Raw genomic sequence first — 15,554 nt, 5'->3', positions numbered from 1 at the left:
GCGGGTGGCCAGGGTACGGGACCGGCCTGCCCCGCCCGTTCGCGCGCACCCGGCGCCCCCGTGTCGGGGTACGGGGCCGCGCCCCGGCACGCTTCGACAGTTCCACCACTCTAAGTGCGCGCTAACACTACACATTGATCCTGCCCATCAACGATACGAAAACGTTTCCGTAGAGGGATTGACCGAAAAATTGTTAGCGCTCACTCTTAGGTTTCCAGTGACCCCGGTCACCATAACGGCTATCGACGATCCGGGGCACCACGAACACGGAGGACACTCGCGATGAAGAAGTACACCGCGGCCGCGGCCGCGATCGTGCTGGCGGCGGTGACCGCCTGCGGAGCGGACGGGTCGGACAGCGCGGGGGAGGACGGCACCCTCACCCTGGGGTTCGCCCAGGTCGGCGCGGAGAGCGGCTGGCGTACCGCCAACACCGAGTCCATCCAGCAGGCCGCCGAGGAGGCCGGGATCGACCTGCAGTTCTCCGACGCACAGCAGAAGCAGGAGAACCAGATCCGGTCCATCCGCTCCTACATCCAGCAGGACGTCGACGTGATCGCCTTCAGCCCGGTCGTGGAGACCGGATGGGACGCGGTCCTGCTGGAGGCCCAGCGCGCCGACATCCCGGTCATCCTCACCGACCGGGCCATCGACTCCGAGGACGACTCCCTCTACGAGACCTTCCTGGGCTCCGACTTCGTCGAGGAGGGCCGCAAGGCCGGGCAGTGGCTGGTCGACAACAGCGACGGCCCGACCAACGTCGTGGAACTGCAGGGCACCACCGGGGCCGCTCCGGCCATCGACCGCAAGGAGGGCTTCGAGGAGGCCGTCTCCGGCAGCTCCGACATCGAGGTCATCGCTACCCAGGACGGCGACTTCACCAGGTCGGGCGGCAAGGAGGTGATGGAGGCCTTCCTGAACTCCCACGACGACATCGACGTGGTCTACGCACACAACGACGACATGGGGCTGGGCGCCATCGAGGCGATCAGGGCCGCCGGGCTGGAGCCGGGCGAGGACATCCGCATCATCACGGTGGACGCCGTCCGGGCCGGGATGGAGGCCCTGGCGGAGGGCGAGATCAACTTCATCGTCGAGTGCAACCCCCTGCTCGGCGAACAGCTGATGGAGCTCGTCGAGCAGGTCGCCGCGGGAGAGGAGGTCCCCAAGCGCATCGAGGTCGAGGAGACCACCTTCACCCAGGAGGAGGCCGAGGCCGCGCTCCCGGGCCGGCAGTACTGAACCGCCCCGCATCGGCGGCCCCGTTCCCGTCCCCGTCCCGGAGCCCGGGAACGGGGCCCCAGAAACGAAAGCTCTGGTCTTGGCTTCCTCTCCGCCCTGAAGGACGGGGATTGCGGAACCACCTACCGGTGGTTCGAGGCTCGCGCCCCGTCGCGGGTCGCCCCACGGCCTTCCTGCTTCGACACCGGCCGCCCCGTCCGGGAGGACTCCCGTTGAGGTCTCACACCAGCTCCCCAGGCAGATGCCGCCAGCCCGGCGGCCTTGATGTTGATCGCCGCGTTCACGTCGCGGTCGTGGGTGAGGCCACAGCCACAGGTCCACTCGCGCACGTTCAACGGCAGCTTCTGTCGCAACGCCCCGCACCCCGAGCACAGCTTGGAGGAGGGCAAGAACCGGTCCACCACGACCAGCTCCCGCCCGTACCAGGCAGCCTTGTACTCCAGCATCGTCCGGAGCTGCGTCCAGGCCGCGTCCGAGATCGCGCGAGCGAGTTTGCGGTTCTTGACCATGGTGCGCACGGTCAGGTCCTCGACAACGACCACTTGGTTCTCACGGACGAGTCGAGTCGAGAGCTTGTGCAGGAAGTCGCGCCTGCGATCGGTGATACGGGCATGCACCCGGGCTACTCTGTTGCGGGCCTTGTCCCGGTTCGCCGAGCCCTTGGCCTTGCGGGACAGCTCGCGTTGGGCCTTGGCCAGCTTGGTTCGGTCCCGGCGCTCGTGCCGGGGGTTGGTGGCCTTCTCCCCGGTGGACAACGCCACCAGGCTGGTGATGCCCGCGTCCACCCCCACCGCCCGGTCCAACGGGGCATGGTGGGCCACGGTGTCCTCACACAGGACCGACACGAACCACCGGCCCGCACTGTCCCTGGACACCGTCACCGTGGTGGGCTCCGCCCTCTCGGGCAGGGGCCGCGACCACACGATGTCCAACGGGTCGGACATCTTCGCCAGGGTCAGTCGCCCGTCGCGGTATTTGAACCCCGACCGGGTGTACTCCGCCGACGCCCTGGACTTCTTCCTGGCCTTGAAACGCGGGTACTTGGCCCGCTTGTCGAAGAAGTTCCGAAACGCCGTCTGCAGATGCCGCAGCCCCTGCTGGAGCGGCACCGAGGACACCTCGGACAGGAACGCCAGGTCGGGGTCCTTCTTCCACTCCGTCAGAGCGGCCGAGGACTCGTTGTAGTTGACCCGGCGCTGCTGGGTGAACCACGCCGTGGTGCGTTCGGCCAGGGCACGGTTGTAGACCAGGCGCACGCACCCGAAGGTCCGCGACAGCTCCGCTGCCTGCGCATCTGTGGGGTAGAAGCGGTACTTGAACGCCCGCTTCACCATCGACCTGGTCATGCTCACATTTCACCGAATGTTCTTGTAACCCAGACCAGGAAGGAGGAGGGCGTTTTCTCCCGGCTCTGAGGGACCGGGTTTACACGCCCAACAATCTGATGACCGATTCATCAGCGCGCGCGGCCCCCGCGGTCGACATGCGCGGCATCACCGTGGAGTTCCCGGGTGTCAGGGCGCTCTCGGAGGTCGACTTCCGGCTGCTTCCCGGTGAGGTTCACGCCCTGATGGGCGAGAACGGTGCCGGGAAGTCCACCCTGATCAAGGCCCTCACCGGCGTGCACCGACCGACCTCGGGGGTGATCCGCCTCCACGGGGAACAGGTGGGGTTCGGCACGCCCGTGCAGGCCCAGGACGCCGGGATCAGCACCGTCTACCAGGAGGTCAACCTCTGCCCGAACCTGTCGGTGGCCGAGAACATCCTCCTGGGCCGCGAACCGCGGCGCCTGGGCGCCATCGACGCCCGCGCCTGCCGGGCCCGGTCCGCCGAACTGCTGCAGCGCATCGGCCTGTCGATCGACCCCGCCTCGACCTTGGACAGCCACCCCATCGCCGTACAGCAGCTCGTCGCCATCGCGCGGGCCCTGGCCGTCGACGCCCGGGTCCTGGTCCTGGACGAACCGACCTCCAGCCTCGACGCGGGCGAGGTCGCCGAACTGTTCCGGATCATGCGGGTCCTGCGCGACGACGGCGTCGCGATCCTGTTCGTCTCCCACTTCCTGGACCAGGTGTACGAGATCGCCGACCGGATGACGGTCCTGCGCAACGGCAGCCTGGTCGGGGAGTACCTGCCGGCCGATACGGGCCGCCTGGAGCTGGTCTCGGCCATGCTCGGCCGGGAGAACACCGTCCTGGAGGAGGTCGGGCGCCGGTCCCAGGAACGCGCCCCGGCTTCGGTCCCGGTCCTGACCGCCCGGAACCTGGGGCGCGGCGGCGTGATCGCGCCGTTCGACCTGGAGATCCACGCCGGGGAGGTGGTGGGCCTGGCCGGACTGCTCGGTTCGGGGCGCACGGAACTGGCCCGGCTGCTCTTCGGCGCCGACCGCGCGGACACCGGCAGCCTCTCCACCGGCGGCCGCCCCTTCCGCCCCCGGAGCGCGCGTTCGATGATCGCCCGCGGGGTCGCCTTCTGCTCGGAGGACCGCAAGGCGGAAGGGCTGGTCGCGGACCTCAGCGTGCGCGACAACCTGCTCCTGGCCCTGCAGGCCGCCCGAGGGTGGGCGCGTCCCGTCCCACGGCGCACCGCCGACGCCCTCGTGGCCGAGTACATCGAAAAACTCGACATCCGGCCGACCGACCCGGGAGCGCTCACCAAGAACCTGTCCGGAGGCAACCAGCAGAAGGTCCTGCTGGCCAGGTGGCTGATCACCCGGCCGAAACTGCTCATCCTCGACGAACCCACCCGCGGCATCGACGTCGGGGCCAAGGCCCAGATCCAGCAGGTGGTGGCCGACCTGGCCGCGGACGGCACGGCCGTGCTGTTCGTCTCCGCCGAACTGGAGGAGGTGGTCCGGGTGTCCGACCGGGTGGTGGTCCTGCGCGACCGGCGCAAGGTGGCCGAACTCGACGGCGCCGAGGCCACGGTGGACCGGGTGATGGCCAGCATCGCCGCCGCGCACGGGGAGCACGGTAGGGCGGTGGCCTCGTGAGACCTGGACAGCTCCTGCGCCACCACCTCTTCTGGCCGATCGCCGCCCTGGTCCTGCTGCTGGTGCTCAACACCGTGTCCAACCCGTCGTTCCTGGAGATCAGGCTGCAGAACGGCCAGTTGTACGGCAGCCTCGTCGACATCCTCCGCAACGGGGCCCCGACCCTGCTCATCGCCGTCGGCATGACCCTGGTGATCGCCACCCGGGGGATCGACCTGTCGGTGGGCGCGGTCGCGGCGATCGCCGGCGCGGTCGCCTGCACCTGGATCGCCTCGGGCGGAAGCGCGGTCACCGCCGTGCTGCTGGCCCTGGGCACCTGCGTCCTGCTCGGGCTGTGGAACGGTTTCCTGGTCTCGGTGCTGGGGATCCAGCCCATCATCGCAACCCTGGTGCTGATGACCGCCGGGCGCGGCGCGGCGATGCTGGTGACCGAAGGGCAGATCATCACCGTCGACGACCCGCTCTACCACCAGATCGGCGCGGGCTTCCTCGTGCTCCCGATCGCGGTCCTGGTCAGCCTGGGGGTTCTGGTGGGGGTCGCCCTGCTGACCCGCGGAACCGCCCTGGGGATGCTCGTCGAATCGGTCGGTGTCAACCCCCGGGCCAGTCTGCTGGCCGGGGTGCGCTCCCGCACCATCATCTGGACGGTGTACGTGTTCGCCGGGCTCTGCGCCGGGGTGGCGGGGCTGATGATCAGTTCCAACGTCAACGCCGCGGACGCCAACAACGCCGGGCTGTGGATCGAGATGGACGCCATCCTCGCGGTGGTCATCGGCGGCACCTCGCTGGCGGGCGGCCGGTACTCGCTGGCCGGGACCCTCGTCGGCGCCCTGGTGATCCAGACCCTGACCACCACCGTCTACTCGATCGGTGTCGCGCCCAACGCCGCACTGGTGTTCAAGGCGGTCGTGGTCATCGCCGTGTGCCTGCTCCAGTCCCCGCGGACCTCGCAGGTGTTCGGCGTCCGCCGCAAGGCCGGTCCGAGGCCGTCCCGTTCCGAGGAGGTGACCGCCGCATGAGCGTCCTGGACGTCAGACGGCGACAGGTCCGCATACCCCGGCGTTTCCTGCCCGTGGCCGCCACGTTCGCGGTGTTCGTGCTCACCTTCGGGGCCGGGTCGCTGCGCTACGAGGGTTTCGCCTCACCGCAGGTCCTGACGAACCTGTTCGTGGACAACGCGTTCCTGATCGTGCTGGCGGTCGGGATGACCTTCGTGATCCTGACCGGCGGCATCGACCTGTCGGTGGGCGCCGTGGCGGCCCTGTCCACCATGATCGCCGCGGCGACCCTGGAGGCGGGCTGGCCGCCGCTGGCCTCGGTGGCCACGGTACTGCTCACGGGCACCTGCCTGGGGTTGCTGATGGGTCTGGTCATTCACCACTTCGAGGTCCAGCCCTTCATCGTGACGCTCGCCGGCATGTTCCTGGCCCGGGGGCTGTGCTTCCTCATCAGCGTCGAGTCGGTCTCCATCACCGACCCGGCCTTCCGGACCGCGGCGACGGGGACCATCACCCCCGTCGAGGGCGTGACCCTGACCTACAGCGTCCTGATCGCCCTGGCGGTGGTGCTGGTCGCGGCGCACGTGCTGCACCGGACCCGCTTCGGCCGCACGGTCTACGCGGTCGGCGGCAGTGAGGCCTCGGCCCGGCTGATGGGGCTGCCCACCGGCCGGGTCAAGGTGGGGGTCTACGCGGTGAGCGGGTTCTGCTCGGCCCTGGGCGGGCTGCTGTTCAGCCTCTACATGCTCTCCGGGTACGGCCTGCACGCGGTCGGCATGGAGCTGGACGTCATCGCGGCCGTGGTGGTCGGCGGGACGCTGCTCTCCGGCGGGGTCGGCTATGTGGCCGGCTCGGTGGCGGGTGTGCTGGTGCTGGGGACGGTGCAGACACTGATCTCGTTCGAGGGCACCCTGAGCTCCTGGTGGACCAGAATCGTGGTCGGCGTGCTGCTCCTGGTCTTCGTGGTGTTCCAGCGGGTGGTGGTGCGCCGGGCCCGCTGAGGCGCGCGCCGCCCGGCCCGCCCGCACGGTGCGGGCAGGCCGGGCGGTACGGGCCGGTCGGGCGGTACGGGCCGGTCTCGGCCCCGTGCGGCCCGGGTCCGGCTCAGGGCAGGTGGAAGATCTCGGTCAGGGGCACCATGCCCTCGTCGGGACGGCCGTCCAGGTTCTCGAAGAACGGGGCCATCTCCGCCTGCCAGCGCGCGTTCACGTCGGTCCGTGCCATCGCGGCGCGGGCGGCCTCGAAGTCCTCGGTCTCCAGGTAGCCGACGACCATGCCCCGGTCGTCGCAGAAGAGGGAGTAGTTGTGCCAGCCGGAGGCGGACAGCGCCGCCCGCATCTGCGGCCAGACCTCGGCGTGGCGCTCCCGGTACTCCTCAAGGCGGTCCTCGCGCACCTTGAGCACGAAACAGACACGTTCCACGGGGCCTCCCTGCGTAGGGCGCCGGAGGCGGCGCGGGGCCGCCTCCGGCGATGGTCGGATCGGGTCAGAAGTCGAAGTCGTCGACGTTGTCGGCGTCGAAGACCATCGGCGGGCCGAGCACGACCTCGCCGTCGGTCTCGAAGGTGAACTCCCCCAGCTCCCCGGCGGTGAAGGTCTCACCGGCGGCACCGGTGATCTGGCCGGCCTGCAGGGCGGCCCCGGTGTACCCGGCCAGGTAGCCCAGGTCGTTCGGGTTCCACAGGGCGAACTGGCCGACGGTGCCGTCGTGCACGAACTCGCGCATCTGGTTGGGGGTGCCCAGGCCGGTGACGGCGAGTTCCCCCTGGTACTCGGAGTCGCTGACGTAGCGGGCCGCCGCGGCCAGACCGACCGTGGTCGGCGACACGACGCCGTCCAGGTCCGGGTGGGCCTGCACCAGGCCCTGCATCTCCTGGAAGGACTCCAGGTCGTCGTCGTTTCCGTAGACGGTGTCCACCAGTTCGAGGTCGGCGTAGTCCTCCTCCTGGAGGATCTCCTCCAGTTCGGCGATCCACGCGTTCTGGTTGGTGGCGTTGGGGGTGGCCGACAGGACGGCGAAGGTGCCCTCGCCGCCGAGCTCGTCGCTGATCATGTCCGCGAGGGCGCGGCCGATGAGTTCGTTGGTGGACTGGTTGACGAACACGTCGGTGCAGTTGGCGTCGGAGTCGTAGCCGACGATGGCGGCACCGTTGTCCCGGGCCTCGTTGAGCGCGGGGCAGACCGCGTCCGGGTCGTTGGCGGCGATCACGATGACGTCGCTGCCGGCCTGGCTGGCGGCGTTGACGTACTCCACCTGGGAGTCGGCGGTGGCCTCGGTGCCGCCGCGTTCGGTGGCCTCGCCGCCCAGTTCCTCGACGGCCGCGAATCCGCCCTCGTTGACCAGGTCGAAGAACGGGTTGTTGAGCTGCTTGGGCAGGAAGTCGACCGCCAGGCCCTCGGGGATCTCGGCGTTCGGGTCGGCGGTACCGGTGGGGCCGTTCCCGCCGTCCTCCTGGGCGTCGTCGATGGTGGTGCCGCCGCAGGCGGTGGCGAGCAGGAGCGCGGACGCCGCGGACGCGAACAGCAGCGAACGGTGGCGGAGGGGATGGGTCATGAGTCTTCTCCTGACGGGACGGCGACCGGGTGTTCCCGGTCGTCTGGATCGGGTGCGGGGCTTGGGCCGCTCGCCCTTCGGCGGGCCCGGAGTCGGGCCGCCAGGTTCGGTGCGACCACGGAGGCGATGAGGATCAGGCCGGTGACCACCTGGAGGACCTCGCTGGAGATCCCGAGGAGTTGGAGGGCGTTGCGCAGGGAACCGAGCAGCAGCACCCCGGCCATGACACCCACGACGGTGCCGACACCGCCGAAGATGGAGACCCCGCCCAGCAGGACGGCGGCCACGACCTGGAGTTCCAACCCGAAGGCGGTGTCGGCCCTGGAGGTGCCGTACTGCAGGGTCCAGAACACACCGGCCCCGGCCGAGACGGCCCCGCTGGCGGTGAACAGCCAGAACTTGGTCCACTTGACCCGGATGCCGGTGAAGCGAGCGGCCTCGTCGTTGTTGCCGATGTCGTACAGGGAACGCCCCAGCGCGGAGGCGTGCAGCAACACGGCGAACAGTGCGGCGAGCAGGGCGACGGCCACGGCGATCCACGGCAGGCCGGGGACGCCGGGGAAGGCGTCCCGGGCACCGCTGACCCAGGTCTGCGGGTAACTGGCCACGGCGCGGTCGCCGAGCAGGACGTAGGCCAGGCCCCGGTAGAGGGCCATGGTGCCGATGGTCACGGCCAGGGAGGGCAGCCCGCACAGGGTGACCAGCAGGCCGTTGAGCGCGCCCACGGCCAGGCCCACCGCGAGGCAGATCCACAGGGCGGTCTCGATGGGTACGCCCGCTTCCCACAGGACGCCCATGGTGGCACTGCTCAGGGCCAGTGTGCTGGCCACGGACAGGTCGATCTCACCAGTGATGACGATGAGGGTCATGGGCAGCGCCATCAGGGCGATGGCGGTCACGCTCAACAGCAGGAAGCCCGTGTTGCGCTCGGTGGCGAAGTTGTCGACGAACACGCCGGCGCACACCAGGGTGACCAGCAGGGCCCCCAGGACGGGCGCCTCGCGCAGTGACAGTGCGGAACGCAGCCGGGGCGCGATCCCCGACGGGGTCCGGATGTGCTCAGGCACCACGGGCTCCCCCTCCTCTGAGTTTGCGGGCGGTACGCAGGGCCAACAGGCGGTCCAGGCCGATGGCGGCCAGGATCAGGGCGCCCACCACGGCCTGGTGCCAGAACTGGTTGATCTGCCAGATGGGCAGGGCGGCGGTGATGGTGGTCATCAGCACCGCGCCGACGGCGGCCCCGTAGACGGTGCCGACACCGCCCGCGATGGCCACGCCGCCGACCACGGCGGCCGCGACCACCTGGAGTTCCATACCGGTGCCGACAGTGGAATCGACCGTGCCGTAACGGGCGGCGAACAGCACGCCCGCCAGCCCGGCCAGGGCCCCGTTGACGACGAAGGCGGTCAGGACCCTGCGCCCGGCGGGGACACCGGACAGGCGTGCGGCTTCGGCGTTGGAGCCGATGGCGTACAGCTCGCGGCCCGAACGGTAGTGGGCCAGGTACAGGCCGGCCACCACCACGGTGGCGATGGCCACCGCCGCGGGGAGCGGGACCCCCAGGACGCTGACCCGGCCCAGTTCGAGGAAGGCGGCGGGCATGTCGTGCGCGTTGACCTGGCCGCCGTCCGCCCACCAGTGGTTGATCCCGCGGAAGGCGTAGAGCGTACCGAGGGTGACCACCAGGGCGGGCACCTGGACGGTGGTGACCAGGGCGCCGTTGAGCAGGCCGCAGACCGCTCCGATGGCGACACCGCAGAGCATCGCCACCGGGACGGGGAGACCGGGGAAGGTCACGAAGAGGATGCCGACCCCGAAGGCCGACAGGCCCATCACGGAGCCGACGGAGAGGTCGACGTTCCTGGTGATCAGCACCATGGCCTGGCCGACGGCGAGGACCGAGAGCACGGTGGCACCGAGGAACAGGTCGCGGATCCCCTGTGTGGACAGGAAACCCGGGTTGTGCAGCCAGGTGGCGGTGATCAGGAGGGCGACCGCGAGCAGGACGCCGAGTTCGCGTACCTGTCGGGGGCGGCGTGCCGGGCGGCCACCGGGGGGCGAGGACGCCGAGGCCGATACGTCCTCGGGGGGACGGGCGGGCGCCTCTGGTGAGGTGCCGGTGTCGGGCGGGGTCACGGGGCCTCCTTCACGGGGCGGGTTTCGGTTGCGTTGCGCACGGGCTCAGGCCGCCCCGGCCCGGTGCTGACCGGTGGCCGCGTACATCACCGACTCCTCGTCCGCGGACTCGCGGTCGAGTTCTGCGGTGATCCGCCCCTCGTGCATGACCAGGACCCGGTCCGCCATGCCCAGGACCTCGGGGAGTTCGCTGGAGACCATGACGATGGCCAGCCCCTCACCGGCCAGCCGGGACAGCAGCCGGTGCACCTCGGCCTTGGTACCGACGTCGATGCCTCGGGTGGGTTCGTCGATGAAGAGCACCTTCGGTTGCGTGGAGAGCCACTTGGCCAGGACGACCTTCTGCTGGTTTCCGCCGGAGAGCGTGGCGACCGGGTCGGTGATGGCACCGCACTTGAGCTGCAGGCGCTCGCCCCATTCCCGGGCGGCACCGCGCTCGGCGCCCGGGCCCAGCAGGCCCATGCGGCTCAGGGCTCCGCGCCGGGTGGCGGTGGCGTTCCGTTCGATGGAGGACTCCATGACCAGCCCCTGGAGGCGGCGGTCCTCGGGGACGAGTGCCACACCGGCCGCCATCGCGGCCTTGGGGCGGCCGGCTGGCAGGTCCCGGCCCAGGACCCGGACCGTTCCGGCGTCGGGGCGGTCCACCCCGAAGGCGGCCCGGATGACCTCGCTGCGTCCCGCCCCCACCAGCCCGGCCAGGGCGACGATCTCACCGGCGCGCACCGAGAAGGACACGTCGGTGAAGACGCCCTGGCGGGTCAGACCCTCGACCTCCAGGACGGTTTCACCGACCTGTGCCTTCTCCTTCGGGTACAGGCTGGAGACCTCCCTGCCGACCATGCGTCGGACCACGGTGTCCACGTCCAGTTCGGGTGTGGGGTCGCAGGAGACGAACGCGCCGTCGCGCACGACCGTGATGCGGTCGCAGAGGGCGAACACCTCGTCGAAGCGATGGGAGATGAACAGCAGGGCGGCGCCGGAGTCGCGCAGGGAGCGAGCGACCCGGAAGAGGCGTTCGGCCTCGACGCCGGACAGGGCGGCGGTGGGTTCGTCCATGACCAGGACCCGGGCCTGCCGGGTGAGGGCCTTGGCGATCTCGACGAGCTGCTGGTCGGCGATGGACAGGCCGCGTGCCGGGCGGTCGGGGTCGATGTCCACGCCGAGGCGGTCGAACGCCTCGGCGGCCCGTCGGCGCATCAGGGCGCGGTCGATGGTACGCAGACGGGTCCGCGGTTGGCGTCCGACGAAGATGTTCTCGGCCACCGACAGGTCGGGGAAGAGCGTGGGCTCCTGGTAGATGACGGCGATGCCCGCGCGTTGGGCGTCCACGGGGGCCTGGAAGACCGTGGGTCCTCCGTCGACCAGGATCTGCCCGGAGTCGGGTCTGTGCACCCCGGCGATGGTCTTGACCAGGGTAGACTTGCCCGCCCCGTTCTCTCCGACCAGGGCGTGGACCTCACCCGCCCGCAGTTCGAGGGAGAGGCCCGCAAGGGCGCGGACGCTGCCGAACGACTTGCTCACGTCGGCGAGGGCCAGGGGCGGGGGCGCCGGGGGCTGCTGTTCTGGCACGTACGCCCTCCTTGTTTCAGCTCGGTTCGGGTTCCGTTGCTTCTCAAAACGTTTTAATATGATGGGGATGTTAGGTGGGGCACACCCCTTCGTCAAGGGGCACTCTGCCAATTTGCGGAGGTAAGGGCTTACCGGACTACCTGCACAGAACCGGAAACACAGGACCACAGGGCGATCCCACGGCCTTCCCGACACTCCGTTGACACGTTTCAAAGACGATGTGACGATCAACCGTGGGCGCGGCCCGGTCGGTACGGTGTCCGGGCGGACCCGCACCGACGCCGACCCCCGACCGACAGAGCACCGGAGACCCCGTTGTCGACAGCCCAACCCCACCCGTCCGCGAAACGCCCCGCGGGGATCACCGAGGTCGCCAGGCACGCCGGGGTCTCCCCCGGAACCGTCTCCAACGTGCTCAACCGGCCGGAGCGGGTCGCCGCCCCGACCCGGGCCAGGGTCGAGGCGGCCATCGCCGAGCTCGACTACGTGCGCAACTCCTCCGGCAGCAGCCTGCGCTCCGGACGCAGCGACGCCGTGGGCCTGCTGGTCCTCGACGTGACCAACCCCTTCTTCACCGAGGTGGCGCGCGGTATGGAGGACGAGGCGGCCGAAGCCGGGCTCGCGGTCCTGCTGCTCAACTCGGCGGAGTCGGGAACCCGGCAGCGCCGCAACCTCAGACTGCTCGCCGAACAGCGCGCGGCGGGAGCGGTGGTCATGCCGGTCGACGACGACCTCTCCGACCTGCTGTGGCTGCACCGGCAGGGGGTGCCCTGGGTCGCCCTGGACCGGGGTGACGTCCCCGAGGACGTGGGGTGCAGCGTCAGTGTGGACAACCACGCCGGCGGCCTGGCCGCCGGGCGCCACCTCGTCGGTCTGGGCCACGAGCGGGTCACCTTCCTGACCGGGCCGCCCGCCATCGAGCAGGTGCGCCGGCGCCACGACGGCCTGCGCGACGCCTTCGTCGAGGCCGACCTCGACCCCGACGGTTCGATCAGCGTGATCGAGCTCCCCCAGCTCAACCCCGAGCAGGGCGAGCGGGCGGTGGACGCCGCCCTCGCGGGCGGCCCCAGGCAGCGGTCGACGGCGGTCATGTGCGCCAACGACCAGCTCGCCCTGGGGTTCATGAAGGGACTGGGCAGGCGCGGGCTGCGGGTGCCGGACGACATCTCGGTGATCGGCTACGACAACGTCGACGTCGCCAGCCTGGTCCACCCCGGCCTGACCACCGTCGCCCAGCCCAAGTACGAGCTGGGCCGTACGGCCATGCGCCTGCTCCGGGCACAGCTGGACGACCCGGACCACCGGCACCAGCGCCTGCTCTTCAGCCCCGAACTGGTGCTGCGCGGTTCCACTGCCGCCCACCGGCCCTGAAGGCGGGCGGCGAGAGCTCCGCCCGTTCGATTTGACCGAATCTTCCCGAGGGGAACGAAAACCGGCGCCGACCGACAATGGAACAGCCGCGGCCCCGCCTCCGCCCCGCGCTTCAACGGAGACGAAAGGGACGGGGCATTGCGAGCGAGACCTTCACGCCGGGGAGAACTCTCCGGGAACAAACCGCGAGGCAGCGTCTTGCACCATTGCGGCCGACATTCGCGGACTTTCGGATCAGTTCCGCCATATCCGCGCAGAGGGATTCCGAGGCGCGTTATCCCGCTCGCCCACGATCAAGGTCCCAGGACGCGAAGAGGCCGGATCCCCCGGCGCGGACCGTCCCCGCGGCCGGGGTGTTCAGCCGCGGGGACGTCGGGCCCCCACCCTTCCCCGAAGGATCGGGGTCGTCACCGCGTGGAGCCACGGCAGCCCTGCTGCCCCCGCCTGGTGAGGCGGGGGACAGTCACGGGACAGGGTGGCGGTGGGAGATCAGTTCCGGATGTTGGGGAAGGACCCGGCATAGACCTGGTAGATCGAGCGGGTGTTGAGGACGCCCTGGTAGGCGTGGACGTCGTCGATGTCGCCCGTCCAGTGGCCGGCGTTGGCTCCGCCGTGCTGGGCGCTGCCGATCCGGAGCGGGCCGTCGGCGTGCCAGGCGTGGTCCACCGCCACACGGGAGAGCTCGTCGCCGTTGACATAGAGCACCAGCTCACCGCGGGTGTGGTCGTAGACCCCCGTCAGATGGGTCCACTCCCCGAGCCGGGCGGTCCGGGGAGAGGAGGCGTGGGCCCATCCGCCCGTGTCCGGGGCGGCCGCGTCGTCGTGGGGGGCCATCTTGAACGCCCACGCACCCGCGGACCCCTCGTAGCCCAGATAGAAGCCGCTCTGGTGCGTACCGGCCTGGCTGACGGCGGTGGTGTCGGTGCCCTCGCCCGTCTCGTCCAGGCGCACCCAGGCCGCGACGCTGAAGCTGCGGTCCGTGCGCAGGGCGGGGCCGGGGGCCTCGATGTACTCGTCGTCCCCGTTCAGCCGCACTGCGGGGGAGAAGGTGATGTCGTTGTCGGCAAGATTCCAAGCCGTGAGGGGATCACCGTGCAGGGTGGCGTCGAGTCCGTGGTCGGTGGCGTCGGACACGGTCGTGCCGTCCCACTCGTCGAGCATCCACCGGCCCTCGACGGCGATCGGGCGGTTGGCCAGCCGCCACACCTCGGAGTCGGTCTCGGAGTCGGACACGGTCTCGTCCACGACGAGGCGGTCCCACACCCGAACGTCGTCGATGGCGCCGGGCCAGTGGTGCTCGCCCGTGCCCTGGAACAGGGCGCGTCCGATGGCGAGTGGCCCCTGGGTGTTCCACGGTTCGGGGTGGGTGGCGGTGCCCTGTTCGACGCCGTCGACGTAGAGGGTGACCTCGCCGGTCCGCTCGTCGTGGGTGCCCAACAGGTGGGTCCACACCCCGACGTCGGCGGAGGTGGTGGAAGCTGCCGCGGTCCACTCCCGGGGTCCGCCCCGGTGCTCGTCCTCAGAGGACATCCTGAACACCCACTGGCCGGTGTCGCCCTGGTAGCCGAGGTGGAAGGCGCTCTGTGCGGTGCCCTCCTGGGCGACGGCGACGTGGTCGGCGTGGGCACGGTCCAGCTTCACCCAGGTGGAGACGGAGAAGGAACCGGAGGTGTCCACGGCGGAGTGGTCGGCGACGATCTCGCCGTCGGCACGGCCGTCGGTACGGACGGCCGTGCCCTCCAGGCGTGGGACGGGGTTGGTGTGGGGGTTCTCGGCGGTCCCGACCCTGCCGCGGACCCACTCCACGCTCTCGGACAGGGTGAGGCCCCGATCGGGGTCGATGACGTCGGCGGCGCGGTCCCCCTGGCCCTCGTCGAAGGCGAAGTAGGCCACCGGGTCACTCGGCGGAGCGACGAGGAAGGAGTAGACGAGCACACAGGGGGAGGAACTGCCGGAGGCGTCCACGGTGCGTGCGTAGATGCGGTTGGGGCCCGCCAGGCGCGGGGTGAGGGTCACCGTGACCGAGCCGCCTGGCTCGTCGGGCACGGCCTCGTGGACACAGGAACTGTCGTTGAGGGCGTAGAAGTAACTCTGAACGTCCTCGGACCCGTCGCTGGAGAACGTGAAGTCGCCGGGCCGGCCGGGGGAACCGTGGAACTCGTCCCCGGCCGGGTAGTCGGCGGAGGTGACCTCGGCTCCCTCTTCGGCGAGGGCGGGTGCGGGCAGGGCGGGCAGCAGGAGCAGCGGCGCCAGGAGTGCGGCGACGCGTGCCCGAGCACGGCGGGACATGGCAGGGCTCTCTGACCCAGGGTGAGGGATCACCTGGTGGAGGCCGTGCCGTCGGGACACGGCCGGTGGTTGCCCTGGGACGAGAGGCGAAGTTAGCAGGCGCAGGAAAACAAACGACCGGTGATCCACCTCACCGCGACATGCGCACATCGTTTGTGAAATGGGGAAAAACCTTCATACAGGAGTTTCGTGTCAATAATGACCACATGCGGACACATTTCTTACGTTTGACCGCCCACCACGCACCACCAGTACGAACTCGCGGAACGGCACCGGGGACACGCTGGTCCCTCCTGGCCGTGCGCACCCGGACTTCCTCACCCGGGCAGGCGGGTTCCTCCGGTGCTGCGGCGTTCTCCGCATCGGCGGCCCACCACGTGGGCTCGTCCGGTGGCGTGCGTGT

12 protein-coding genes are annotated in these 15,554 nt (G+C 70.3%); 5 read left to right on the top strand and 7 right to left on the bottom strand.

Going from position 1 to position 15,554, the window contains the following annotated elements; all coding sequences use genetic code 11:
* The first annotated feature begins 282 nt into the window (after positions 1-282).
* Positions 283-1,242, top strand: coding sequence for an ABC transporter substrate-binding protein (locus tag ACUKCB_RS05155; RefSeq protein WP_473039303.1), 960 nt, complete (start codon positions 283-285; stop codon positions 1,240-1,242).
* Positions 1,243-1,364: 122 nt separating this feature from the next.
* Here the strand turns inward: ACUKCB_RS05155 and ACUKCB_RS05150 are convergent, their stop codons facing one another.
* Positions 1,365-2,588 carry an RNA-guided endonuclease InsQ/TnpB family protein gene (locus tag ACUKCB_RS05150; RefSeq protein ID WP_473039302.1) on the bottom strand — a complete coding sequence of 408 codons (1,224 nt, stop codon included), beginning with the start codon at positions 2,586-2,588 and terminating at the stop codon, positions 1,365-1,367.
* A 98-nt stretch (positions 2,589-2,686) separates the two neighbouring features.
* Here ACUKCB_RS05150 and ACUKCB_RS05145 point away from each other — a divergent pair, with 98 nt between their 5' ends.
* From ACUKCB_RS05145 to yjfF, 3 genes are read left to right on the top strand one after another with little or no spacing between them, the layout of a single operon-like run.
* Positions 2,687-4,234, top strand: a complete 1,548-nt coding sequence (locus ACUKCB_RS05145; RefSeq protein WP_473039301.1) for a sugar ABC transporter ATP-binding protein — start codon at positions 2,687-2,689, stop codon at positions 4,232-4,234.
* Complete coding sequence (locus ACUKCB_RS05140; RefSeq protein ID WP_473039300.1) at positions 4,231-5,253, top strand: ABC transporter permease; 1,023 nt, start codon at positions 4,231-4,233, stop codon at positions 5,251-5,253. The genes ACUKCB_RS05145 and ACUKCB_RS05140 overlap by 4 nt, the downstream gene beginning before the upstream one ends.
* Positions 5,250-6,233: a galactofuranose ABC transporter, permease protein YjfF gene (gene yjfF / locus ACUKCB_RS05135; protein ID WP_473039299.1), complete on the top strand. Its 984-nt coding sequence runs from the start codon at positions 5,250-5,252 to the stop codon at positions 6,231-6,233. Before ACUKCB_RS05140 ends, yjfF begins: the two co-directional genes overlap by 4 nt.
* Before the next feature lie 103 nt (positions 6,234-6,336).
* On the opposite strand, the gene ACUKCB_RS05130 is transcribed toward yjfF, so the two are convergent.
* The 5 genes from ACUKCB_RS05130 to ACUKCB_RS05110 all read right to left on the bottom strand — a co-directional run bounded on the left by ACUKCB_RS05130 (position 6,337) and on the right by ACUKCB_RS05110 (position 11,443).
* Positions 6,337-6,654, bottom strand: a complete 318-nt coding sequence (locus ACUKCB_RS05130; protein WP_191269283.1) for an L-rhamnose mutarotase — start codon at positions 6,652-6,654, stop codon at positions 6,337-6,339.
* A gap of 64 nt (positions 6,655-6,718) precedes the next feature.
* Positions 6,719-7,786: a rhamnose ABC transporter substrate-binding protein gene (locus ACUKCB_RS05125; protein WP_473039298.1), complete on the bottom strand. Its 1,068-nt coding sequence runs from the start codon at positions 7,784-7,786 to the stop codon at positions 6,719-6,721.
* A complete protein-coding gene (locus ACUKCB_RS05120; RefSeq protein WP_473039297.1) occupies positions 7,783-8,853 on the bottom strand; it encodes an ABC transporter permease in 1,071 nt (356 codons plus the stop codon). The genes ACUKCB_RS05125 and ACUKCB_RS05120 overlap by 4 nt, the downstream gene beginning before the upstream one ends.
* A complete protein-coding gene (locus ACUKCB_RS05115; RefSeq protein WP_473040930.1) occupies positions 8,846-9,790 on the bottom strand; it encodes an ABC transporter permease in 945 nt (314 codons plus the stop codon). The genes ACUKCB_RS05120 and ACUKCB_RS05115 overlap by 8 nt, the downstream gene beginning before the upstream one ends.
* 177 nt (positions 9,791-9,967) lie before the next feature.
* On the bottom strand, positions 9,968-11,443 hold the full coding sequence (locus ACUKCB_RS05110; protein ID WP_473040929.1) for a sugar ABC transporter ATP-binding protein: 1,476 nt from the start codon (positions 11,441-11,443) through the stop codon (positions 9,968-9,970).
* 363 nt (positions 11,444-11,806) lie between these two features.
* Here ACUKCB_RS05110 and ACUKCB_RS05105 point away from each other — a divergent pair, with 363 nt between their 5' ends.
* Entirely contained in the window at positions 11,807-12,862 is a 1,056-nt protein-coding gene (locus ACUKCB_RS05105) for a LacI family DNA-binding transcriptional regulator (protein WP_473039296.1), read from the top strand.
* A gap of 489 nt (positions 12,863-13,351) precedes the next feature.
* Here the strand turns inward: ACUKCB_RS05105 and ACUKCB_RS05100 are convergent, their stop codons facing one another.
* Positions 13,352-15,151: a LamG domain-containing protein gene (locus ACUKCB_RS05100; protein ID WP_473039295.1), complete on the bottom strand. Its 1,800-nt coding sequence runs from the start codon at positions 15,149-15,151 to the stop codon at positions 13,352-13,354.
* Positions 15,152-15,554: the final 403 nt, after the last annotated feature.

The organism is Nocardiopsis moroccensis (assembly GCF_055763695.1).
The sequence above is the reverse complement of the archived record's forward strand: the minus strand, read 5'-3'. Positions and strand labels throughout refer to the sequence as shown.